Annotated in this window: 20 protein-coding genes; 9 read left to right on the top strand and 11 right to left on the bottom strand. The window is 73.3% G+C overall.

What is annotated here, in order from left to right:
- Positions 1–117: 117 nt before the first annotated feature.
- A complete protein-coding gene (locus ACRQ4C_RS03590; protein ID WP_439690153.1) occupies positions 118–546 on the bottom strand; it encodes a GNAT family acetyltransferase in 429 nt (142 codons plus the stop codon).
- A gap of 93 nt (positions 547–639) precedes the next feature.
- Here ACRQ4C_RS03590 and ACRQ4C_RS03585 point away from each other — a divergent pair, with 93 nt between their 5' ends.
- Positions 640–1,446 carry a class E sortase gene (locus tag ACRQ4C_RS03585; protein ID WP_439690152.1) on the top strand — a complete coding sequence of 269 codons (807 nt, stop codon included), beginning with the start codon at positions 640–642 and terminating at the stop codon, positions 1,444–1,446.
- Positions 1,443–1,619 carry a hypothetical protein gene (locus ACRQ4C_RS03580; RefSeq protein ID WP_290132782.1) on the top strand — a complete coding sequence of 59 codons (177 nt, stop codon included), beginning with the start codon at positions 1,443–1,445 and terminating at the stop codon, positions 1,617–1,619. Before ACRQ4C_RS03585 ends, ACRQ4C_RS03580 begins: the two co-directional genes overlap by 4 nt.
- A gap of 48 nt (positions 1,620–1,667) precedes the next feature.
- Here ACRQ4C_RS03580 and ACRQ4C_RS03575 read toward each other — a convergent pair whose 3' ends face one another.
- The 4 genes from ACRQ4C_RS03575 to ACRQ4C_RS03560 all read right to left on the bottom strand — a co-directional run bounded on the left by ACRQ4C_RS03575 (position 1,668) and on the right by ACRQ4C_RS03560 (position 7,709).
- A complete protein-coding gene (locus ACRQ4C_RS03575) occupies positions 1,668–4,649 on the bottom strand; it encodes an AAA family ATPase (RefSeq protein ID WP_439690151.1) in 2,982 nt (993 codons plus the stop codon).
- The gene (locus tag ACRQ4C_RS03570; protein WP_439690150.1) at positions 4,649–5,812 is read right to left on the bottom strand and encodes a metallophosphoesterase family protein; all 1,164 of its coding nucleotides are present in this window, start codon (positions 5,810–5,812) and stop codon (positions 4,649–4,651) included. The genes ACRQ4C_RS03575 and ACRQ4C_RS03570 overlap by 1 nt, the downstream gene beginning before the upstream one ends.
- A 67-nt stretch (positions 5,813–5,879) precedes the next feature.
- Positions 5,880–7,067: a S24/S26 family peptidase gene (locus tag ACRQ4C_RS03565; protein ID WP_439690149.1), complete on the bottom strand. Its 1,188-nt coding sequence runs from the start codon at positions 7,065–7,067 to the stop codon at positions 5,880–5,882.
- Positions 7,068–7,109: 42 nt separating this feature from the next.
- A complete protein-coding gene (locus tag ACRQ4C_RS03560; RefSeq protein ID WP_290132786.1) occupies positions 7,110–7,709 on the bottom strand; it encodes a hypothetical protein in 600 nt (199 codons plus the stop codon).
- 255 nt (positions 7,710–7,964) lie between these two features.
- On the opposite strand from ACRQ4C_RS03560, the gene ACRQ4C_RS03555 reads away from it, so the two are divergent.
- Both ACRQ4C_RS03555 and ACRQ4C_RS03550 read left to right on the top strand, forming a co-directional pair.
- The gene (locus ACRQ4C_RS03555; RefSeq protein WP_439690148.1) at positions 7,965–8,480 is read left to right on the top strand and encodes a MarR family winged helix-turn-helix transcriptional regulator; all 516 of its coding nucleotides are present in this window, start codon (positions 7,965–7,967) and stop codon (positions 8,478–8,480) included.
- Between the two features lie 10 nt (positions 8,481–8,490).
- Positions 8,491–9,000 carry a mycothiol transferase gene (locus ACRQ4C_RS03550; protein ID WP_439690147.1) on the top strand — a complete coding sequence of 170 codons (510 nt, stop codon included), beginning with the start codon at positions 8,491–8,493 and terminating at the stop codon, positions 8,998–9,000.
- Positions 9,001–9,069: 69 nt separating this feature from the next.
- On the opposite strand, the gene ACRQ4C_RS03545 is transcribed toward ACRQ4C_RS03550, so the two are convergent.
- Positions 9,070–11,271 (bottom strand): DEAD/DEAH box helicase, encoded by a 2,202-nt coding sequence (locus ACRQ4C_RS03545; protein WP_439690146.1) that lies wholly within the window; start codon positions 11,269–11,271, stop codon positions 9,070–9,072.
- 268 nt (positions 11,272–11,539) lie between these two features.
- On the bottom strand, positions 11,540–12,394 hold the full coding sequence (locus tag ACRQ4C_RS03540; protein ID WP_290132790.1) for a PPK2 family polyphosphate kinase: 855 nt from the start codon (positions 12,392–12,394) through the stop codon (positions 11,540–11,542).
- A 146-nt stretch (positions 12,395–12,540) separates the two neighbouring features.
- Here ACRQ4C_RS03540 and ACRQ4C_RS03535 point away from each other — a divergent pair, with 146 nt between their 5' ends.
- Both ACRQ4C_RS03535 and ACRQ4C_RS03530 read left to right on the top strand, forming a co-directional pair.
- Complete coding sequence (locus ACRQ4C_RS03535) at positions 12,541–13,542, top strand: alpha/beta hydrolase (protein ID WP_439690145.1); 1,002 nt, start codon at positions 12,541–12,543, stop codon at positions 13,540–13,542.
- 316 nt (positions 13,543–13,858) lie between these two features.
- Positions 13,859–14,101: a hypothetical protein gene (locus ACRQ4C_RS03530; RefSeq protein ID WP_439690144.1), complete on the top strand. Its 243-nt coding sequence runs from the start codon at positions 13,859–13,861 to the stop codon at positions 14,099–14,101.
- Positions 14,102–14,119: 18 nt separating this feature from the next.
- Here ACRQ4C_RS03530 and ACRQ4C_RS03525 read toward each other — a convergent pair whose 3' ends face one another.
- The 3 genes from ACRQ4C_RS03525 to ACRQ4C_RS03515 form a co-directional block, all read right to left on the bottom strand.
- Positions 14,120–17,608 carry an efflux RND transporter permease subunit gene (locus tag ACRQ4C_RS03525; RefSeq protein ID WP_439690143.1) on the bottom strand — a complete coding sequence of 1,163 codons (3,489 nt, stop codon included), beginning with the start codon at positions 17,606–17,608 and terminating at the stop codon, positions 14,120–14,122.
- Between the two features lie 34 nt (positions 17,609–17,642).
- Entirely contained in the window at positions 17,643–18,299 is a 657-nt protein-coding gene (locus ACRQ4C_RS03520; protein ID WP_439690142.1) for a DUF6518 family protein, read from the bottom strand.
- A gap of 80 nt (positions 18,300–18,379) precedes the next feature.
- Complete coding sequence (locus ACRQ4C_RS03515) at positions 18,380–19,822, bottom strand: PLP-dependent aminotransferase family protein (protein ID WP_439690141.1); 1,443 nt, start codon at positions 19,820–19,822, stop codon at positions 18,380–18,382.
- Positions 19,823–19,882: 60 nt separating this feature from the next.
- Between ACRQ4C_RS03515 and ACRQ4C_RS03510 the strand changes: the two genes are divergently transcribed.
- The 3 genes from ACRQ4C_RS03510 (at position 19,883) to ACRQ4C_RS03500 (ending at position 22,052) form a co-directional block, all read left to right on the top strand.
- A complete protein-coding gene (locus tag ACRQ4C_RS03510) occupies positions 19,883–20,545 on the top strand; it encodes a YczE/YyaS/YitT family protein (protein WP_439690140.1) in 663 nt (220 codons plus the stop codon).
- Positions 20,546–20,625: 80 nt separating this feature from the next.
- Positions 20,626–21,474, top strand: a complete 849-nt coding sequence (locus tag ACRQ4C_RS03505) for a DUF4097 family beta strand repeat-containing protein (RefSeq protein ID WP_439690139.1) — start codon at positions 20,626–20,628, stop codon at positions 21,472–21,474.
- Complete coding sequence (locus ACRQ4C_RS03500) at positions 21,471–22,052, top strand: PadR family transcriptional regulator (protein WP_439690138.1); 582 nt, start codon at positions 21,471–21,473, stop codon at positions 22,050–22,052. Before ACRQ4C_RS03505 ends, ACRQ4C_RS03500 begins: the two co-directional genes overlap by 4 nt.
- Before the next feature lie 116 nt (positions 22,053–22,168).
- Here the strand turns inward: ACRQ4C_RS03500 and ACRQ4C_RS03495 are convergent, their stop codons facing one another.
- Positions 22,169–22,957, bottom strand: a complete 789-nt coding sequence (locus tag ACRQ4C_RS03495) for a MerR family transcriptional regulator (protein WP_439690137.1) — start codon at positions 22,955–22,957, stop codon at positions 22,169–22,171.
- Between the last annotated feature and the right edge of the window lie 95 nt (positions 22,958–23,052).

The following is a 23,052-nucleotide window of genomic DNA, read 5'->3' as shown; positions in this document are numbered from 1 at the left end:
CGCGCGGTGCCCGGCGGTGCCCGGGTCTCGGACCCGCGGACACTTTCGCGGCGGATCGGCGCGCAAGGTGTCCGCAGGCCCGGGTCTCGGCCGTCGCCAGCCGGGGCCGAGGGGGCGTCAGACGTCGGGGATGAGCCGCTTGCCGAGCGACACCGTGTGGTCGGGCTCGTACCCGAGCGACTCGTAGAAGCCGAGCACCTGCTCGTTGCCGGCGCGCACCTGGAGGTTGAGCTTCGGGCAGCCGATCGCGGCCAACCGCTGCTCGAACTCCCGCATGAACGTCCGACCGAGCCCGGAGCCCTGCAGGTCGGGCCGCACCGCGAGGTAGTTCACCCATCCCCGGTGCCCGTCGAACCCGGCCATGCCGGCACCGACCACCGCATCGTCCGCGTCGACGGCCACGAGGAACAGCTCGGGCTGCACCGTCAGCTTGCGCTCGATGTCGCGCCGCGGGTCGTTCCAGGGTCGGACGAGCCGGCACGCCTCCCAGAGCGCCACGACCGCGTCGGTGTCGGGGCGGGCGAAGGTGCGGATCGCGTACTGCATCTCCACACGGTAACGGTCCTGTGGAGAACGGCGTCACCCGGACGTCGGCATGGGATGGTACAACTGTCCGACCACCCCAGGACCAGGAGCACCGTGACCGCGCACGACACCCTCCCGTCGCGATCCGGCGACGACACGGGCGGCGACGACCGTCAGCCACCGCGACGTCGGGCGCCTCGTCGTCGTCAGAGCGTCGGCGGCGCGATCGTCTCGCTCTTCGCCGAGCTGCTCATCATCGCGGGCGCCGGGACGGGGCTCTACGTCGTGTGGACGGCCTGGTGGACGGACGTCGTCGCGGTCCAGGGCCAGACGAAGCTCATCGACGGACTCGGTCAGACCGACCCGACGACCGGCACGGGGACCGAGCACCGCGGACCGGCTCCGGTCCTCTCCGAGCCGAAGGACGTCGAGGACGTGTTCGGCACGATGCAGATCCCCCGGTTCGGCGCCGACTACGACCGTCCGATCGGCGAGGGCACCGACCGTGAGAAGGTGCTCAACACCATCGGGCTCGGGCACTACCAGGACACCGCGATGCCGGGCGCCGAGGGCAACTTCGCCGTCGCCGGGCACCGCGTGACGTACGGCAAGCCGCTCAACCAGATCGCCGAGCTCAAGGACGGCGACGCGGTGGTCGTCCGGGTGACGGACAAGGCGACGAAGTTCGACGTCTGGTACGTCTACAAGGTCACCGACTCCCAGATCGTCACGCCGGACAAGGTCGAGACGATCGCGCCCGTCCCGAACAAGCCCGGCGTCGAGCCGACGGCGGACGACCGTTGGCTGACCCTCACCGCCTGCCACCCGATGTGGTCCGCGGCGGAGCGCTACATCGTGCACGCCAAGCTCGACTACTGGATGCCCGTGTCCGAAGGCACCCCGAAGGAGCTCGCCAAGTGATCTTCCCGCTCGTCTGGCGGCTCCTGCCCGGACCGACCGCACTCAAGGTGATCGAGCTGGTCGTGCTGCTCGCAGCGATCGTGTACGTGCTGTTCACGTGGGTCTTCCCGTGGGTCGCGGCGGACATCCTGCCGCCGCCCGACGGCACGATCGACTCGACCCCGTCGCCGTAGCGGTCACCGTCGCTGTCACCGCGGAGGTCACCGGAGCGGCGGGTGACGTCAGACCGTCGTCGTCACGCGCGACCCGCCGTCCGGCGTCCGGCGCACCGCGATGCGCTCGGGGATCCGCTGCTTGAGCTCCTCGACGTGGCTGACGATCCCCACCTGACGACCGCCGGCGGTCAGCCGTGACAGCTGCACGAGCACGCCGTCGAGCGCCTCCGGGTCGAGCGTGCCGAAGCCCTCGTCCACGAACAGCGTGCCGAGCGACACCCCACCCGCCTCGGCCTGCACGACGTCGGCGAGCCCGAGTGCGAGACACAGCGACACCGTGAAGGTCTCACCCCCGGACAGGCTGCGCGGATCGCGGACGGTGTCGGTCGTGTGGTCGTGCACCGCGAGCGCCAAGCCGGTGCGACGGGCCCGTGACCCGGACTCGCGCTCGTCGGAGGTCTCGAGGGTGAACCGCCCGCCGAGCATGCCGCGGAGTCGGTCGTTCGCCGCCGCGACGACGTCCTCGAAACGGCGCATCAGCACGTAGGTCCCGAGGGTGATGCCGGACGGGTTGGCGGCCGTCGCACCGTTCGCGACGTCGGCCAGCCGGACCACCGCTCGGCTGCGAGCACTGGTGTCGTCACGCGCCCGCACCGCCCCGGCCAGCTCGGCGGCGCAGCGCTGCACGGCGGTCGACCGATCGGTGGCGGTGACCGCGGCCCGGGTCGCCTCGTCGAGCAGATCGGTGGCCCGCTCCCGTTCCGCTGCGGCGCCCACGACGTCGAACTCGGCGTCGGCGTCGGCTGCGGCTGCCTGCACCGCGGGGTCGGCGAGGCCCGCGTCGACGGCGCCCCGGGCGGCGATCGCGTCGTCGACCATCTGCCGCAGCTGGCGTCCTGCGGCGTCGTCCAGCAACGCCGCACGTGCGTCGGAGACCTCGTCGAAGCCGTGCTCCTCGAGGGCGGCGTCGACCTCGACGGTGCGGTCGGCCACGACCCGGTCGTCCTGGTCCACCGCGGCGTCGGCCCGGACCACGGCGCCGAGCACCGCGACGTGCGCCTCGATCGCACGGACCACCGGAGCGAGTGCCGAGCCGCCCTCGACACCCGGGACGGGCACGACGGTCAGCCGAGCGACCGCGCCGCTGATCGCCTCGGTGTCCTCACGCAGCCGCTCGGCGTCGGCCTCGACGGCGGTGGCCAGCACGGCACGGCGGGTCTCTGCGTCGTTGCGGGCGCGTTCGCTCGCCCGCGTGGCCTCGTCGAAGGTGGTCAGTTCGCGGTCCAGGGCGACGGCCGTCCGGGAGGCGTCCTGCGCGGCCGACACCGCGGCGGTGGCGCGGTCGAACGCCGCGGCGAGGTCGGCGTCGTCCAGGCCGCCCACCGCGTCGGCGAGCCGTCGGTGCTCGGCCTCCGCGACGCGGAGGTCGGCAGCGGCGTCGCCGAGGGCTGCCTCCGCCGCACGAGCGCGGTCGGCCGCCTGGTCGACGGCGTCGGTGGTGGGGTGGTCGTCCTTCGGGGCAGCCGGGACGGGGTGCTCGACGGCACCGCAGACCGGGCACGGGGAGCCGTCCTCGAGGGCGGCTCCGAGTTCCCCGGCGAGTCCCGCGATGCGGCGGTCCCGCAGGTCACGCTCGGTCGCCAGGGCGGACTCGGCGGCGGTCCGGGCGGCGGCCACAGCCTGTTCCGCACCGGACCGGCGACGGGCGCCCTCCGCGAGGGCCGCTCGCTCGCGGCGGGCGACCACGAGGCGTTCGACCTCGTGTTCGGCAGCCGTGCCGCCGGCAGCCGTCTCCGCCGCCGCGGCTGCCCGGGCGACGAGCTCGGCGCGCCGCGCGGGTCGTCCCTGCAGCTCACGGTCGCGTTCGGCCACGTGGTCCCCGAGTGCCGCGAGGTCGCGGCGGGCGGCGTCGAGCGCGGTCGTCCGGGCATCGATCCGGGCGGCGAGGTCGACGAGGTGGCGCTCGGCCTCGACCGAGGCGCGGAGTCGTTCTGCGAGCGCTCCGACGTCGGCCCCGTGCTCGAGTCCGTGCCGCTCGCGGAGCGTGGCCGCGTCGGCCCGCGCGGCGGCGGCTCGGTCGCGCGCGGCGTCGAGGCTGTCCGCGAAGGACACCACCCGGGCTGCCCGGCTCGACCGCTCGAGCTGCTGCCGGGCGGCCTCGACCTCCCCGGAGCCCGCGTCGAGGGCGGCGAGTCGCGCGAGGAGGTCGCGACGGCGCACCACCGCGGTCGCGCGCGCCCGGAGCAGCGCCTCGTGTTCGGCGGCGGCCCGGGCAGCGGCGGCGGCATCGGCCCGCACACCCTCGGCACGCTGTGCTGCGTCCCGGAGCGCGTCGACCGTGCCGGGGACGTCGGACTCGGTCACGGTGTCGACGTCCGCCGCCTGGGCGAACCGGGCGAGCGCGTCGCGGACCCGGGCGTCCGCACCCTCGACCTCGGCCAGGACGGCCCGACGGCGTGCGGCGAGCTCGTCGGCGGTGCGGTCGTAGACCTGCGTGCCGAAGAGCGACTGCAGGAGCTTCCGACGGTCCTCACCCGGTGAGCGGAGGAACCGGGCGAACTCCCCCTGCGGCAGCACGACCGTCTGGAGGAACTGCGCACGGTCGAGCCCGACGATGCGGGCGATCTCGGCTCCGACCTCCGGGATGCGGGCCGACAGGGGTTCGCCCGCGGGGTCGGACGGCCCGGCGAGCCGGAGGAGCTGTGCCGATGCCTGCTGCTTGACCGTGCCGGTCCCGCGCTGCTTCGGGCGGTCGTACTGCGGGGTCCGCCGGACGCGGAACACGCCGGCGCCGGTCTCGAAGACGAGCTCGACGTACGGTTCGACCGACGGGTCGGCGTGCTGGCTGTGCAGTCGGTCGTTGCTCGCGTCCGCACCGGCGAGCCCGCCGTACAGGGCGAACACGACGGCGTCGATGATGGTCGACTTGCCCGAACCCGTCGGCCCCTCGAGCAGGAACACCCCGGACGCGGCGAGCGCGGCGAAGTCGATCGTCACCGTGTCCGGGTACGGCCCGATCGCGCGGAGTTCGAGGCGGTGCAGGTACATCAGCGGTCCCCCTCGGTCTGCAGTGCCCGCGCGGCGGACTCGTACGCCTCGGTCAGGACGGCGCGGTCGTCATCGTCGGGCGCGGCTCCGGTCGCGAAGGTGACGAAGTCGGCTGCGACCTCGACCGGGTCGGACGTCGCCGTGACCGCACGCGCTGCCGGACGTGCGGCGGCGGCGGCCGGCTCGTGCGTGATGGCGAGGGCGTGCGGCAGGTGGTCCTTGACGCGCTGGTACATCCGTTCGGGGTGGACGGTGTCGGTGACCGCGACGCGGACCCAGGCGTCCGCGTGGTCCGCGAACGCTCCGGACTCGATGTCGGCGATGGGCGCCCGGACGTCGACGAGCCGCCGTGGCACGGGCGTGGGCAGCAGCTCGACCGCGACGCTGCCGTCCGCCGCGAGGTCCACCAGGGTGACGGACTTCGCCTGGTGCCGCTCCCCGAAGGAGAAGGCGAGGGGTGAGCCGGCGTACCGGACCCGGTCGCCGTCACCGACGCGCTGCGGGCCGTGCAGGTGCCCGAGGGCGACGTAGTCGAACCCGTCGAAGGTCGACCGCGCGACCATGTCGACACCGCCGACGCGGATGTCCTGCTCGCTGTCGCTGGGTTCGGCGCCGCCCACGAAGGCGTGTGCGACGACGACGCTCCGCGTGCCGGGCCGCGTGGCGAGGTCGGCGCGGATGCGATCGGTGGCCGCACCGACGACTGCCTGGTGGGACCGGGCGAGGGGCTCGTCCGGGACCGCGGCGAGCGCCCACCGGGTGAGGTCGGGGTGGAGGTACGGGATGCCGTACACGGCGACGGCACCCGACGGGTCGTCCACGAGCACGGGCGTCGCGATGCCGGCGGGTTCGGCGAGGATGCGGACGCGGGAGGCCATGACCCCTGCCCCGAATCCGAGCCGGGCCGCGGAGTCGTGGTTGCCGGGGGTGATCACGACCGTCGCGTGCTCGGCGAGGCGTTCGAGCGCACCGGAGAGCATGCGGACTGCTTCGACCGGCGGGATCGCGCGGTCGTAGACGTCACCGGCGACGACGACGAGGTCGACCGACCGCGCGCGGACGACGTCGACGAGGTGGTCGAGGAAGGCGGCCTGGTGGTCGAGCAGGTCTGCGCCCAGGAGGGTCCGACCGAGGTGCCAGTCGCCGGTGTGCAGGATCCGCATGCCGTCACGGTAGCGCCGTCCACGGACATCCACGGGCGCCCCGCGCGACCTGTGGACGACGGTCCGGTCAGGCGCAGGTGGCGGACGTGATCCCGAGGAGCGATGCCACCTTCACGCGGACCGTCGGCGTGCTCACGGTGGTCCACGATCCGCCGAGGTTCGTGCGGAGGGTCAGTGTGTAGGTGGTCCCGAGGTCGAGCAGCCCACTCCCCTGGTAGGAGAGTGACCTGGCGGCGCCGGACGCGGTCGCGACCTGGGTGTTCCCGCTCAGGAGGTCGAACGAGTTCGGCGTCCCGATGCCTGTCGGGTAGGTCCACGCGATCGTGACCGTGTTCGACGTGGCCTGGGTGCAGGTCAGGGTCAGCACGCTCGCCGCGGTCGCCGCGCCGTAGGTCGACGCCGCGCTCGTCGTCCGTGAGAACGGCGCCGCCACGGCCGGCGGCGACAGCAGTGTGCCGAGCCCGACGGCCAGCACGACCACGGCGGCCCCGCCGCCGAGGCGGCGCACCCGCCGGACCCTCCGGTCACGTCGACGGAGCGAGCGCCGGGTGACGGTCATGCCACCGCCGGACGGGAGGGACGGTGCGGGCCCGCCCCCTGCCTCCAGGCCGTCACCCGGTCGCGCCGGACCGTCAGCGCTGTCCGTGGGCTCGCCACCCGCGTCGCCGCCGTCCGCGTCGTCTCCGTCGGCGTCGTCGCCGGCCGCGAAGCGACGGAGCGACCCGTCCACGGCGCACAGCGCGAGGACTGCCGCGAACCCGAGGCCGAGCAGCGCGAGCCGGACCCACTCGCCCTCGCGGAGCCAGGTGATCGGCGCCGCGACGAACGGGATCCGCAGGAACGCCACCCCGTGCACGGCCTCGGGCTCGAGCGGTGTGGAGTCGGCCTGCGGGTTGGCGTCGCCCTTCGTGACGAGTGTGCCGCGGGGGCCCTCCTCGACGTAGCGGTGCATCCGCAGGTGCCCCGGCTGGTCGGGGTCGTCGGCGAGCAGGATCCTGCCGGGTCGGACCTCGGCGGGCGGCACCGGGCGCGAGACCACGACGTCGCCCGGGACGAGCCGTGGCTCCATCGACCCGGTCATCACCGTGGTCGGCTGCCACCCGATGAGTGCAGGGGCGGCGGCCCAGAGCGCGAGACCGAGCACGGTGGCGACCACGCCGCGGGCGAGCGTCCCGACGACGACGCGCCCCCAGTCGACGGCGTCGTGGAACGCACTGCGCGGTGTGCTGCCACCGGGCACGGCGATGCTGACCACGAGGACCTCCGACGGGGAGCGCGACGACGGGAGCGGGACGGCTCAGCTGTTCTGGGCCTCCCAGGTGAAGCCGAGCGCCGCGGTGCCGCCCTGGATCGAGTTCGGCGCGGATGTCGGCACCGTGTACGAGAAGCGGTAGACACGGGTCTCGGAGGCCGTGCCGGTCGGGGCCCAGGTGCCGACGCCGGTGGCGAAGTTCGTCGAGGCCGACCCGAAGCCGGCGACGGTGCCGGAGTAGAGCGTGCCGCTCGTGGTCGCCGGGGTGAAGCCTGTGCAGGAGCCGAAACCGCCGCCGGTGCCCTGCTCGACGGTGAGGTTGATGTTCGTCGCGAGGGCGTTCGTCGTGGCGGCGTTCGTGCCGTAGAGCTTGACGGTCGAGGGCAGCGAGCCGGTGGAGGTCACGGCGATGCAGTTCGTGCCGGTCGACCCCGGCTTGAGGCCGGTCGCGGTGAAGAGTGCGGTGTTGTTGTCGTCGTCGGTGAGTGCGACGGTGCCGGCGGTCCAGTTGCTCGTCGGGTTGACGGTGGTGGCCGAGAAGGCCGAGTACGAGGCGGTCGAGACGACGACACCCGACGCGACGAGTGCGGCGGGGACGGCGATCCAGGCGGCGAGACGGGCGGCGCGAGGGGTGACACGGGACATGTGTGTGCTCCAGCGGAGAAGAGATCTGATCGGTGGTCGGCCCGGACCCGCGGTGGTTGGTCGCGCTGCGTGCCGTCGTGATGATCGAGGTGAGCGACCATCGCGTTGTTACGATCATCAAGATACTTGCTCGTCGTGCGTCTCACAAGACGAGGAACACCCCCTGTTCCGGGGGTGGTTCAATCATTGAGATACCTGGAAGATGAGCACCACGTCGTGCACGCCGCACCGACGCCCCCACCCGAGAGAACCGTGATGACGGACCCTGCCCCAGTGCTCCCCGCCCGCCGGGCCGACGTGCTGCCCCCCGCGCCCGTCTCCCCCGACGTCGTCGTCCCCGCGCCCGATGCAGACCTCACGCGACTCCTCACCGCGTTCCGCCTGTTCCAGGCACAGCACGCGCGGGCCCTCGACCACGAGAGCGTCGCCAACGGCCTCGGCCCGACCGACGCCCGCTTCCTCTTCCACCTCGCAGCGGCCGACGGCGAGGGCATCACCCCGAAGCAGGCCGGTGCGCACCTCGAGCTGTCGACGGGTGCGATGACGTCGCTCATCGACCGGCTCGAGCGCCGCGGACACCTCGAACGTCGTCCGAACCCGACGGATCGGCGGAGCATCCTCCTGCACCTCACCCCGTCCGGGGTGGCGGTCGCCGAGACGATCGGCGCACGCTGGGTCGACGCGTTCCGGCAGGTCGTGCCGCCGGGTGAGCGCGCCGCCCTCGCCGCGGTCCTCGACGAGGTGGGTTCCGCCCTCGCGCGACGCGCGTAGCGTCGCGGGCATGACCCCCTCCGAACTCCTCACCGAAGCGTTCTCCCGTGTGCCGGAGACGATCGGCCGTGCCCTCGACGGACTCTCCGAGGATCAGCTCGCCGCACGTCCGGCCGCCGGCGCGAACACCCTCGCGTGGCTCGCCTGGCACGCCGCACGCGGCCAGGACGCCCAGGTCGCCGACCTCGCGGGGTCCGAGCAGGTCTGGACGGCCGACGGCTGGGTCGACCGGTTCGGCCTGCCCTTCCCGGCCGAGGCGCTCGGCTACGGCATGTCCCGCGACGACGTCGGCCGGGTGCGGGCGTCGGCGGAGCTGTTGACCGGCTACCTCGACGCGGTGACGGCCAGGACCGTCGAGCACCTCGCCACGCTCGCACCGGAGGACCTCGACACCGTGGTCGACGACGCCTGGGACCCGCCGGTGACGGCGGGCGTCCGGCTCGTCAGCATCCTCGACGACTGCGTCCAGCACGCCGGCCAGGCCGGTTACGTGCGCGGTCTGCTCTTCTTCAACCGCTGACGCGCCGGCAAGACGGACGGGAGGCGCGGTGCCAGCTGACACCGCGCCTCCCGTCCGTCGCTCCGCGCGTCAGCGCGCCGCGAGCTCCGCGACCAGGCGGTCGCCGGGAGCGGCGTCCACGAGGTCGGCCTCGATCTCGGCGTTGTCGAGGATGCCCTCGATCTTGCGGCGGCGGTTCCGGGTCACGATCGTCACGACCGTGCCCTCGGCGCCTGCGCGACCGGTCCGGCCGGAGCGGTGCATGTACGCCTTGTAGTCGTCCGGGGCGTCCGCCTGCACGACGAGCGACACGTCGTCGACGTGGATGCCGCGGGCGGCGACGTCGGTCGCGACGAGCACGTTCACCCGGCCGCTCGTCAGCAGCCCGAGGTTGCGCGTGCGCCGCGACTGGTTGAGGTCGCCGTGGAGCGAGGTGGCGCGGATGCCGGCGTCCTCGAACTGGTCGGCGAGGCGCTCGGCGTAGGCACGGGTGCGCGCGAACACGATCGTCTTGCCCTCACCGGCGACGAGCTCCTCGAGCAGCTGGTCCTTCTGGCGCTGCTCGACCACGAGCACGCGGTGGTCGATGGTCGAGGACGCCTGGTCCTCCCCTGCCACCTCGTGGACGCTCGGCTCGTGCAGGAACTCCGACACGAGCGAGGCGACCTGTGCGTCGAGGGTGGCGCTGAACAGGAGCTTCTGCGCGCGGTTGCCCTGCGGCGTGACCTCGGCGGTCGCGGACAGGATCTCGCGCACCGGCTCGAGGAACCCGAGGTCGCACATGTGGTCGGCCTCGTCGAGCACGGAGATGATGACCTCGCTGAGGTCGAGCTTCCCCTTTTTCATGAGGTCCTGGACGCGACCGGGCGTGCCGACGATGATGTCGACGCCGCGCTCGAGGGCACCCTCCTGGCGGCCGTACGGGACGCCGCCGTAGATCTGCGTCGTGAAGAGCCCGACGGAGCGGGCGATCGGCTGCACGGTGCGGTCGATCTGCAGCGCGAGCTCACGCGTCGGCGCGAGGATGAGCGCACGCGGGGCGCGGCCCATCTTCCGCTTCGTGCCGCCGCCGTGCTCCATGAGCTTCTCGACGAGGGGCGCACCGAACGCGATGGTCTTGCCGGAGCCGGTGCGGCCACGGCCGAGCACGTCCTTGCCGGCGAGGACGTCGGGGATCGTGGCGGCCTGGATCGGGAACGGGTTCGACGCGCCCATCTCCGCGAGCGTGCGGGAGATGTTGCCGCCGATGCCGAGGTCACCGAAGGTCACGCCCTCGACGTCGGCCGCGACGGTGGCCTCGGCCTGGAGCTTCTCGAGCTTGACGTCGTCGGCCGGCACGTACGGGGTGCGGGTCTCGTCGCGGTCCGAGCGGTCACGGCGCGGACGGTCCTCGTCGAACGAGCGACGCGGGCGGTCGTCGAAGCGACGGGGCGCACGGTCACGGTCGTCACGGTCGAAGCGCTCGCGGCGCGGACGGTCCTCGTCGAACGAGCGGCGGGGGCCGCGGTCGCTGGGCCCCTGCTCGCCGGTACCGGCGCGACGCGGAGCCTGCGGAGCGTCGTGACGGCCGTGCGAGGAGGGAGCGTCACGGTCGAACCGGCGCGGGGCGCGGTCGTCACGGTCGAACCGGCGCGGGGCGCGGTCGTCACGGTCACGACGCGGCGCACGGTCGCGGTCGTCACGGTCGAACCGACGCGGCGCACGGTCGTCCCGGTCGAAGCGACGCGGCGCACGGTCCTCCCGGTCGAAGCGACGCGGCGCACGGTCCTCCCGGTCGAAACGGCGCGGCGCACGGTCGTCCTGGTCACGACGCGGCGCACGGTCGCGGTCGTCGCGGTCGAACCGGCGGGGCGCACGGTCGTCGCGGTCGAAACGGCGCGGCGCACGGTCGTCCTGGTCGCGACGGGGCGCACGGTCACGGTCGTCGCGGTCGAACCGACGCGGGCGGTCGCCCTGGTCACGGCGCGGTGCGCGGTCGCTGGGCCCCTGCTCGCCGGTACCGGCGCGACGCGGAGCCTGCGGAGCGTCGTGACGGCCGTGCGAGGAGGGAGCGTCGCGGTTCCAGCGGCTCTGGCCGCCCTCGCGGGGTTCCCAGTTCGGGCGCGCGGGACGGTCGCCCTGCGCGCCGCGGCCGCGACGCTCCTCGGCGTCCCAGCGCTGCTTCTGACGCGGCTGCGACGGGTCGGCGGCGCGGAAGCCGCGGTGCTTGCTGCTGCGAGCGGCGGGGGTGCCGTTCGGGTGGCGGACTCGGTCATCGGCACGCTGACGCGCGCCCTTGTCGTACGGGGCCATCGTTCTTTCCGGGGTGCGGACATGCCACGACACCCGGCAGCGACATCGGCGGGGGCGGATCGTGGAGGGGGTTCATCCCGTCGCGGATCGACGTGATTCCAGCCCTCGAGCAACACACACCCAAACGAAGAACTCCGTGGTCACAGTGCCACGGCGCCGAAGGCCGACCGAGCGAGTCTACGCGATGCGTCGCCGACTGACCAGCCCCGGGGCGGACGCGCGCCGACCGCGGACGCGCGTCGTGCCTCCCGGCCGGTCCGGTCGTGGGTCAGGACTCGGCGAGCCGCCGACGTTGCTCGGCCACGTCGAAGTCCGCGGGCGGCCACGTGAGCTGCATGTCCTCGAGTGCCCGGAGGAGGAGTTGCTGCACGGCCAGCCGGGCGTACCACTTCCGGTTCGCGGGCACGACGTACCACGGCGCCTGCGGCGTCGAGGTGCGGTCGAAGACGATCTGGTACGCCTGCTGGTAGTCGTCCCAGAGCAAGCGCTCGTCGATGTCGCCGGGGTTGAACTTCCAGTGCTTGTCGGGGCGGTCGAGCCGGTCGCCGAGCCGCTCGCGCTGCTCGTCCTTCGAGATGTGCAGCATGACCTTGACGATCGTCGTGCCCTCGGCGACGACGCGGTCCTCGAACTCGACGATGGCGCCGTACCGCCGCTCGATCTCCTCCGGCGGCGCGAACGAGCGCACGCGCTGGATGAGGACGTCCTCGTAGTGCGACCGGTCGAACACGCCGAGCTGTCCGGCGCCCGGGAGCTCCCGCTCGATGCGCCAGAGGAAGTCGTGCTCGCGCTCCTCGGCCGTCGGGGCCTTGAAGCCCGCGTAGTGCACGCCGTTCGGGTCGACCGCGCCGACCACGTGCGACACGATGCCGCCCTTGCCCGCCGTGTCCATCGCCTGGAGCACGAGCAGCACCCGCCGCTGGTCCCCCGCCGTGGCCGCGGCGTGCAGGCGTTCCTGCAGGGCGGAGAGCCGTGCGGCCCCGGCGGCGAGCGCTTCGAGCCCGTCGATCTTGCGTCCGGGGAAGCCCGGTGTGCCGTCGGGGTCCACGCGGTCGAGGCGGAAGCCCTCCTCGACGCGGAGCAGCGGTTCGGGGTCGGCGTTCCAGGCCTTGCGACGGCTCACGGGTCCTCCTGCGGGGTCTGCCGCCCATCCTGGCACCGGCCGACGCACTCCGCGCGGACGCTTCTCCGTCCGGCGCTTCCCCGTCCGGCGCTTCTCCGTCCCCCGGTGGACGTGGGCGTGCAGCCCGCCGGGTTAGCGTGGTCGCGATGGGAACCGCTCGCCGCTCGCTGCTCGCCGTCGCCGGTGTGCTCGCTGCGCTCGTGACCCTGGCCGCGTGCAGCCCGGACCCGACCGGCGACCGGAACGCCACCGTCACGACGGACCCGGTGATCTACCCGCTGTCGCTCCGGTACCACGGCGTCGACGTCGTCGCGGACGTGCCGTACGGCGCGGACCCACTGCAGCGCCTCGACGTCTGCCTGCCGCCCGACAGCGAGCCGGACGCGACCGCCACGCCGACGCCGACGGCCGATGCCACCCCGGACACCGCCGCGAAGACGGCTGCCTCCCGACCCGCGGTGATGATGATCCACGGCGGCAGCTGGTCGCACGGCGACAAGGCGACCGCCGCCTACCGGTCGGTGTGCCGGTACCTCGCCTCGGAGGGGTTCGTCACCTTCAACGTCGACTACCGCCTCGCCCCGACGGACCCGTTCCCCGCGGGCTACGACGACGTCCGACGGGCGCTGGACTGGGTCTTCCGGACGAGCACCCTCACGACGTACGACGTCGACCGCGACCGCGTCGGGCTGTTCGGCGGGAGCGCCGGCGGCAACCTCGCGGCCCTGCTCGCCGTCACGGACCACGACTCCCCCGCGTTCGCGGACGGCGACCGGATCCGGGCGGTCGTCGACCTCAGCGGTCCGACGAACCTGACGAGCCGCTCGACCGAGGCCGACGGGGTGTCGGCATCCTTCCAGCGGAAGCAGCTGCTCTACCTCGGGTGCCGGACGTACACGCAGTGCCCGGCGGCCGAGCAGGCATCGCCCGAGTACCGCGTCACGGCGGACACCCCGCCGTTCTTCATCGGGCACTCCACGGACGAGTTCATCCCCCTGTGGGAGTCGCAGGAGTTCGTGTCGACGCTGCGGTCCCACGACGTGCCGGTGACGTTCGTGCAGGTGCAGGGCACGGCGCACTCGATCGCGCAGCTCGACGAGGCGATGAGCAAGCGCGTGGTCGCGTTCCTGCGCGATCGGCTCGGCTGACGGGTCAGCTCGGTCGCGTCCGGACCACCGGACGGGAGGCACGGGACGGGCGCGCACCGTGCCTCCCGTCCGCCACCCGGTCGCCTTCGCGACCCGCCGTCGGCGACGCGGCCCGCCGGGCACTGCGGAGCAGGCGAGGCACGTCGATCTCTGGTCTGGCCGTTCGGGTACTCCTGCCCCGGTCCCCACGTACCGGATCGGCCACGCGCCGAACCGGTTGCGCCGTCCCTGCGTCGTGCTCGTGCCGCACCCCCTGCGCGGGTGGCACCCGGAGTCGGGACTGCTGCCCGGCGCCGTGTCCGCGCAGACTTCCGGGGTGACCGACACCTCGACGCGCCCCGCGACCGCCCCGACCACCTGGCAGCACGCCTCCGCCCTGCGGTCCGTGGTGGAGCTGCTCCTCGGGCTGTCGTTCTGCGCGACGGTGGCGTTCGGCGGGTACGCCGCGGCGACCGGGCACATGCAGGTGCTGGCGCAGGTCGCCGCGATCGTGTTCGTCACCACCCTGGTCGTCGTGCTCGTCAACTGGTTCCGGGCGGTGGAGGCCTCGGAGCGCTGACGCGCTGCTCGCGGCGGATCAGTCCGCCGACGCGGCCTTCCGACCCCGTGCCGCACGCCGCTCCTCGCGCCGCCGCTTCCGCTCCTCGCGCCGCTGCTGCTTGGCCTGCTTCCGGGTGATCCCGGCGGCGATGCGGTCCGCACGACGCTCCCGCGCCCGCTCGACGACGAAGTAGAGCGACGGCAGCACCACGAGGGTCAGGAGCGTCGACGACACGAGGCCGCCGATCACGACGAGCGCGAGCGGCTGCGAGATGAACCCCGACTTGCCGGTCAGCCCGAGCGCCATCGGCACCAGGGCGAAGATCGTCGCGAGCGCGGTCATCAGGATCGGCCGGAGTCGTCTCGTCGCGCCCTCGACCAGGGCCTCGGCGACGCGGAGCCCTCGCCTGCGGTACTGGTTGACGAGGTCGACGAGCACGATCGCGTTCGTCACGACGATGCCGACGAGCATGAGCAGGCCGATGATCGACGCGACGCCGAGCGGGATGCCGGTGAAGATCTGCAGCAGGAGCGCGCCGGTCGCCGCGAACGGCACCGACATGAGGAGCAGCAAGGGCTGCAGCAGGCTCCGGAACGTGGCGACCATGATCACGTAGACGATCAGGATCGCGACGAGGATCGCGAGGAAGAGCTGGCTGAACGCCGACGACTGGCTGGACGCCACTCCGCCGATCGACGCCGACGCCCCCTTCGGCAGGTCGAGGGCATCGACGGCCGCGGTGACGTTCTGCACGGCGGCACCGAGGTTCGTCGCGTCCGGGGTGACCGTGATCGTCGCGGTCCGGACGGCGTTCGACGTCGTGATCGTGGTCGGGCCCTCGGACTGCTCCACGGTCGCGAGGTCGGACAGCGGCACCTCGCCGGTCGACGTCGGGATCGACAGCTCCTTGAGCGCCGCGATCGTCCCCGGCGGGTTCGGGTCGGCGATGTACACGTCGAGGGTGGCGTCGTCGATCTCGACGCTGCCGGTGTCGCGGGGCGAGACCGCGGCCGCGACCAGCCCACCGACCTGCTGCTCGGTGAGGCCGCGCTCGGCTGCCTCCTGCCGGTCGACCTTCACGGCGAGGTACGGCTCGGCGGCCGAGAGGTTGCTCGTCGCCTCCGTGGTGCCGTCGACGCCGCGCATCTTCCGCAGCACCTCGTCCGCCGCGGTCCGGAGCTCGGCCTGGGTCGGCGCCGTGACGTCGACCTCGATGTCGCTCGAGCCGCCGAAGCCGCCGCCGGCCGAGGACAGCGACACCTCGCCGACGCCGTCGATCCGCTCGATGCGGTCGCGCGCGGTCGACTGGATCGTGGGCTGGTCGGCCGTCGAGTCGGTCGTGACGTTGTACTGCACGGACGCGGACGCCCCGCCGCCGAAGGCCGCCTGGATCGACTGGTCGCTCGACCCGATGGTGGTCTGCACCGTCTCGACGCCCCGCACCCCACGCAGCACCTTCTCGACCTTCGCAGCCGCGTCGGACTGGTCGTCGAGGCTCGTGCCCGGCTCGAGGTCCTGCGTCACCGTGAAGGTGTTCTGGCCGGAGTCGCCGAGGTAGTTCGTCTTGACGAGCGGGACGGCCGCGAGGGTGCCGCCGAGCACGAAGACCGCGAGGACGATGACGACCCACGGGCGTCGCATCGCCCAGGCGAGGACCGGGCGGTAGCCGCGCTGGAGGCGGTCACGGCGACCGGCGTCGTGCAGGTCGGCGGCGGAGGCCAGTGCGCCGGTCGCGGCCCCGCCCTCGGCCCCGACCGCAGGCACGCCCGTGGCGGCACCGGCAGCGGACTCCTCCGTGGGCGTCCCGTCGGCGGCCGCAGCACCGGCCTCGGCGTGCCGGTGGGTCTTCGGTGGCCGGAGGAACCAGTACGCGAGCACGGGCACGATCGTCAGCGACACGAGCAGCGAGGCGATGAGGGCCATCGTCACGGTGAGCGCGAACGGCCGGAACAGCTCGCCGACCAGCTCCGCGACGAACGCCACCGGCAGGAACACCGCCACGGTGGTCAGGGTCGAGGCCGTGACCGCACCCGCGACCTCCCGCACCGCGTCGAGCACCGCCCGGGCCCGGTCGACCCCGGGCTGCATGTGCCGCTTGATGTTCTCGATGACGACGATGGAGTCGTCCACGACGCGGCCGATGGCGATCGTGAGCGCCGCGAGCGTGATGATGTTGAGGGAGTACCCGGCGGCGCGCATGCCGATCGCTGCGAGGAGCACCGACGTCGGGATCGAGATCGCCGTGACGAGGGTCGACCGCACCGACAGCAGGAACACCAGGATCACGACCACCGCGAACCCGAGGCCGAGCAGGCCCTCCTCGGCGAGTGAGTCGATCGACTGCTGGATGTACGGCGCCTGGTCGAACACCACCGTGAACCGCGGGTCGCCGGCGACCTTCGACTGGATGTCCGGGAGGGCCTTCTTGACCGTCTCCGACACGTCGACGGTGTTCGCCTCCTGCGTCTTCGTGATCGCGATGGTGAGCGCGGTCTTGCCGTCGACGCGGCTGATCGAGGTGCGCGGCGACTCCTCGATCGCGACCTTCGCGACGTCGCCGAGCTTCGTCGGCGTGGTCGTGGTCGGCTGGGCAGCCGTACCGGTGGACGCCCCGGTGCCGGTGCCGGTGGTCGGACTGGAGGCGCTGCTCCCGCCCGCCCCGCCGGTCCCGCCCGTCGTGCTGGTCGCGCCCGAGGCCCCGGCTGCGCCCGCCCCGCCGGTCGCGGATCCGGATGCGGAGCCGCCCGATCCGGACCCGCCGTCACCCGAACCGGACGAGCTGCTGCCCGAGGAGCCGGTGAGCGGGAGCGCCTCGATGTCCTTCAGGGACGCGATGCGCTCGCCGGTCTGCACGGACAGCGTCTTCCCGTCCTGGGTGATCGTGCCACCGGGGATGAGCGTGCCGTTGTCGCTCAGGGCGTCCGAGATCGACTGCGACGTGAGCCCCTTCGCGGCGAGCTCGTCCTCGTCCGGGGTGATCACGACCCGCCGGCCGGGGTTGCCGAAGACGTCGGCCTGCCGGACGCCGTCGAGCTTCTCGAGGTCGGGGATCGCCGTCGCGTTCAGGCGGTCGACGAGCTGCTCCTGGTTGCCCTCCCCCGTCACCGCGAGCTGCAGCACCGGCAGGTCGTCGAACGAGCCCGTGACGATCTGTGTCTGCACGGTGTCCGGCAGTGACAGCGCGTTGACCGCGGTCTGGATCTTGTCCTCGGCGCTGGCGAGGTTCGAGCCGTAGTCGAACGACGCGGACACGACGCTCTGCCCGGTGGACGAGGTCGCACTCGTCGACTCGAGGTTCGGTACGGCCTGGATCGCCTGCTCGATCTTCGTCGAGACGTCGTTCGACACGACCTCCGGGGTGGCGCCGGGGTAGGCGCTCACGATGGCGACCTGGGGGAACTCGACGCTCGGGATCAGCTCCTGCTTGAGGCTCGTCAGCGAGATGCCGCCGAAGATCGCGACGACGATCGTGACGAGGGCGATGAGGGACCGGTTCCGGATGCTGAAGACCGAGAGGAGGTGCACCGTCCGATCCTCGCAGGCCGACGCGGTCGGAGGCTCAGCCGAGCAACAGGTAGGCGCCCAGGACGCCCAACGAGCCGACCACCCCGGTGCCGAGCGCGACGACCCGGTCGACCGGCGACCGTGCCGTCAGCACCCCGACGACGACGACCGCGGCGCCCACGAGGATCTCGATCGTCCAGAAGGTCGTGCCGGTGGTGTCGGCGATCCGGAGCAGTGCCCGCACCCCCTCGCCGACGAGCACCGCTCCGGTGACACCGATCGCCGCGGCGGCCAGGCGACCCGATCCGGACCGCAGCGCCCACACGACGAGGCCCGCGAGGAGTCCCGCGGGGATCCCGATGAGGACCCAGAAGTTCGTGAGGGACAGGAAGTCGGCGTAGCCGCGCAGGTTGGTCGCGGCCCAGTACCCGACGTGCATGAGCTCGAGGAACACCACACCCAGCACCATCGGGATCGCCGGTCGCCGGTGGAGGCCGGACAGGAGCACGAGCAGCCCCGCCACGACGAACCACGGGCCGGCGGAGTTCGCGAACTCCCCGAGCCCCGGGACGGCCTGTCCGTAGGAGCAGAGCATCCCGGCCAGCAGGGCGAGCCCGGTCGCGGTGCCCGCGCGGGCCGCCACGGGCATCGTCGGTCGGTCGGACGGCCGCTCAGGGGCCTCGGTCTGCGCGGGGTGCACGGTCGTCTCCATGCCCTCAGGATCCCGCGGTCGGTCGCACGGGACATCCGTCGGAGGGACGCACCGCCTCCACCGTCGGGATGATCCCGTCGTCAGACCACCGCTGCCAGCGACCCGCTCGGGCCGACCGCCTCGCCACCGACCCGCGCCCACGCCCGCTCGAGGACGTCGACCATCCTGGTGCGGTCGGCGGCCGGCATCGTGAACGGCACCCGGAGGAAGCGCTCGAACCCGCCGTCCGGGCCGAACACCCCGCCGGAGGCGAGCACGACCCCCTCGGCCCGTGCCGCGAGGACGAGCGCGCTCGACACCGGCCGGCCGAGGCCCACCCACGTCGTCAACCCGCCCGCCGGCGACGGCACGTCCCACTCCGGGAGCCGCGTGCGCAACGCGTCCACGACGTCGTCGCGGGCCTGTGCCAGGTACGCGCGCCGCTCCTCCAGGACGGTCTCGGTCCGTGGGACCAGCTCGCGCGCGACGAGCTGGTCGAGGACCGGCGTGCCGAGGTCGCCCGTGGGGCGGGCGAGGAGGAGCCGCTGCAGCAGCTCCGGACGAGCGCGGATCCAGCCGATGCGGAGTCCGCCCCAGAAGACCTTGTCGGCCGAGCCGATCATGACGACGTCGTCGGACGCCGCGGCCAGCGGGGTCGCGGCGGGTCCGTCGATGCGGAGCTCCCCCATCGTCTCGTCGGCGACGACCGTCGTCCCGACCGAGGCGGCGACCGACACGAGGAGGTCGCGGGCGTCGGGGGTCATCGTGGCGCCCGTGGGGTTGTGGAGCGCCGGCATGACGTAGGCCACCGACGGGGCCGTGCGGCGGAGCGTGTGCTCGAGGACCGTGGTGTCCCAGCCGGTGCGTGCGTCGACGGGGACCCCGACGAGCCGACCACCGACCTCACGGAAGGCCTCGTGCGCGTGCGGGTAGGTCGGGGACTCGACGAGGACGGCGTCGCCGCGCCGGACGAGCACGCGGGCGAGCAGGGCGATCGCGTGCTGCGCGCCGATGGTGACGACGACCTGCGACGGGTCGGTGGGCAGGCCGCGCGCGGTGTAGCGGTCGGCGATCGCCCGGCGGAGCCCGGGGTCCCCGACGGTGTCGTACCCGATCCCGGCGAGCGCCGCCGGCACGTGCCGCACCGCCCGCTCCACGGCCTCGGCGATGCCCGGTGCCGCGTGCAGCGCCGCCTTGCGGAGGTCGAGCACGTCTCCGCCGACGACGCCGCCGAGCCGTTCGGGGTCGGGGCGCCCGACGAGGTCCCGCGGCAACCGGACGACGCTGCCGGACCCGCGGACCGAGACGAGGAACCCGTCCTCGCGCAGCCGGGCGTACGCGTTCGCGACCGTGGTGCGGGAGACGCCGAGCGCCTCTGCCAGCCCACGCTCCGCGGGCAAGCGGACGCCCTGCGGGATGCGCCCGTCGATGGCGAGGACCCGGAGGGCGTCGGAGAGCGCCTCGTACGCGGCGGCGTCCGTGCTGTCGCGCCAGTCGGTGAGGAGGAGTGCTGCGGACCGGGCGCTGAGCAGGACGGGCGTCATGGATCCACGGTAGCGCGATTGGCCCTCGACCTGCAGGCCAATCTGCTCGACGATCGGAGCATGCCCCGCACCCCCGCCCTCACCCTCCGGTTCGTGCAGCTCATGGTCGGCCTGTTCCTCTACGGGGCGTCGACCGCGCTCCAGGTCCGGGCGGTCGTCGGCGTGGCCTCGTGGACGGTGCTCACCGAGGGACTGGAGCACGTGGTGCCGTGGTCGTTCGGTGTCATCACGGTGGTCTCCAGCGGCGTGATCCTGCTGTTCTGGATCCCGTTGCGCCAGAAGCCGGGCATCGGGACGCTGCTCAACGCGCTCGCGATCGGCCCGTCGGCGGACCTCGTGCTCTGGCTGGTGCCGGCACCCGACGGGCTCCTCCCCCGCATCGGGCTCTTCGTCGCCGGGCTGCTGCTCCTCGCCGTCGCGACGGCGTTCTACATCGGAGCCGGGTTCGGCACGGGCGCCCGGGACGGCCTGATGGTCGGCGTCTCGCAGCGCTTCGGCTGGCCGATCTGGGTCGCGCGGACCGTCATCGAGGTCACCGTCGTCATCGTCGGCTGGCTCCTCGGCGGGGACGTCGGCGCGGGCACGGTGATCGCCGCGTTCGCGATCGGACCGATGGTGCAGCCGCTCATGCCCCTCTTCCGTCGGTTCCCGTGGAGTCCGGACCGCACGCGGCTCGCCGCCGCGGCGGCCGCACCCGGCCCGGAGGCACGGATCACCTCCTGAACGTCGTCTTGCCACTCGCGCAACTCGCGATGTATCGTGTCATCACCAGACGCGATACATCGCGAGTTCGAGGAGGCACCATGGCACAGGAGAAGTGGCTCGTGGAGGAGCCCAAGGTCATCGACACCGGCATCGTCCGACGCCTGAAGGTCGGGCTCGTCGCCGGTCAGGTCGACGTCGTCGCGCACGACGAGCCCACCGCCCGGGTGGAGGTGCACAGCGTCTCCGGCAAGCCGCTCATGGTCGAGGTCGACGGGGACACGCTGACCGTCGACCACCCGCAGATCCGCTGGGACGACCCGATCGGGTTCCTCAAGTCCTTCCGCGGCAAGGCCCAGGCGGACGTGAGCATCCTCGTGCCGCGGGACGTCCCGGTCACCCTCGGGGTCGTGTCGGCCGGCTCGCTCCTCTCCGGCACGGACCGCGGCGCCACGCTGCACACCGTCTCGGGCGACGTCGTCGTGGACGGGGTCGCGGGTGACGTCACCGTCAACGCCGTCTCCGGCACGACCACCGTGCGGGACCTCGACGGCGCCCTCACCGTGCACACCGTGTCGGGCGACGTCGTCGCGACCGGGTCGATCCCGCGCTTCCAGGCGGACGGGGTGAGCGCGGACGTCCTGCTCGACCTGCACGGCACCCCGGACTCGGCCCGCGTCAACACCGTGTCCGGCTCGGTCAGCGTCCGGCTCGAGGACGGCGTGCCCTACCGTTGCACCGTCTCGACGGCGTCCGGCAAGCTGCAGTTCGACGACTCCGAGATCCGCGGGGTGCGCGGCTCGTACGTCAAGCAGGGCGGAGAGCTCTCCGGCCAGTGGCTCGACCTCAAGGTGAACTCGGTCTCCGGCGACATCGCGGTGCTCCACGCCCCGCCGGTCGCCGACGGGTCCGCCACCACCCCGACCACCGACGGCGAGGTGCCCGCATGAGCCCGGTCTTCGCGCACGGCCACCTGCGCCTCTACCTGCTCGTCCTGCTGGGCGACCACCCGATGCACGGGTACGAGGTCATCACCGCGCTCGGCGACCGCTTCGGCGGCACGTACGTCCCGAGCGCTGGCACCGTCTACCCCCGTCTGGCGAAGCTCCAGGAGGAGGGCCTCGTGACGGGGACCGCCGACGGCCGCAAGACCGTCTACGCGATCACCGACGCCGGCCGTGCCGAGCTCGACGCCCGGGCCGCCGAGGTCGCCGCGCTCGAGGACGGCGTGACCGACTCGGTGAAGTCCCTCGCCGACGGCGTTCGCGCATCGGTGGGCGAGGCCATGCGGTCCCTCCGCGCCGACCTCGCGGCGAGCGCCCAGGCCCCGCGCGGCCAGTCGGCCGACGAGCCGGTCGACGTCCCGACGTCGGGCGCCAGTGCCCTCCGCGAGGTCGAGATGGTCCTGTCGTCGTTCCGGCAGCAGGTCCGTGCGGACCTCCGACGTCAGGCGACGCGGGGCACCCTCACCGCGGACACGGTGACCCGTCTGCGTGACGGCCTCGAGGCGCTGCGCCGCTCCCTCTGACGGGAGCGACGGGAGCGGACGCGAGCACCGACGGGCCGGGCCGGCGGGGCGGGCGCACACCGCGCCTCCCGGCCGGCCCGCCCGCGCCGTCGCCCTGCGTCACGCGCGCCGCGTCGTCACACCCCGCCGGCGTCCGCCAGGGCGTGCATCGCGTCTCGGAGCGCGCGTGCGGCGCCGGAGCCGGCCCACTCGTAGGCGTGCCTGAACCGCTCGTCGTGCACGTACATGTCCGCGAGCGTGCGGAACCGCTCGGCGGTGACGGCCGGTCCGGGCGCCTGCTCGAGCCAGGTGAGCTGCCGGCGGGCGAGTGCGGCCCCGGCGGCCGACGTCGGACCGTCCCCCGACGCCGCCAGCGCCGCCGCGTCCCGGGCGATCGCCCGCTGCTCCGCCTGGAACGCGTCCTTCGCGGCGGCGTCCTTCGACGTCCACCACTCCTGTCCGCGCTGCCAGGCCTCGGCGCCCCAGCGCTCCTCGACCTCCTGCTTGAACCGGGTCTGGTCGAACCCGTCGAAGGTGTCCTGTGCGGTCATGTCGTCTCCTCGTTCGATCCTCGTGATGGTGGTGCGCACGGCCGCGAGCTGCCGGGCGAGCCGGTCGCGCTCCCGTTCGAGCCACGCGACGTGTGCCCGGAGTGCCGTGACGTCGTCCTGCTCGCCGTCGAGCACCTCGGCGATCTCCGCCAGCCCCAGGCCGAGCCCGCGGAGGAGCAGGATGCGCTGCAGCCGGACGAGTGCCCGGTCGTCGTAGCGGCGGAGCCCGCCCTCGCCGACCGCCGTGGCCGGGAGCAACCCGATCGCGTCGTAGTGGCGCAGCGTCCGGCTGGAGACCCCCGCGGAACGCGCCACGGCGGCGATGCCGTGGGGTGCTTTCGCAGCGGACGCGGCGCTGTCTGTCCGATCACTCATGCTGCACACCGTAAGCGTTGACGCAACGTCAACCGCAACCCTGCTCGACAGCACAGGTTCCGAGGATCCGCGCAGGCGCGGAATACGGGCGGGCG

Origin of the sequence: Curtobacterium sp. SP.BCp, assembly GCF_051903255.1 — a bacterium.
Classification (GTDB): domain Bacteria; phylum Actinomycetota; class Actinomycetes; order Actinomycetales; family Microbacteriaceae; genus Curtobacterium.
Note: the sequence above shows the minus strand (reverse complement) of the source record. Positions and strands in the feature narration are given on the sequence as shown.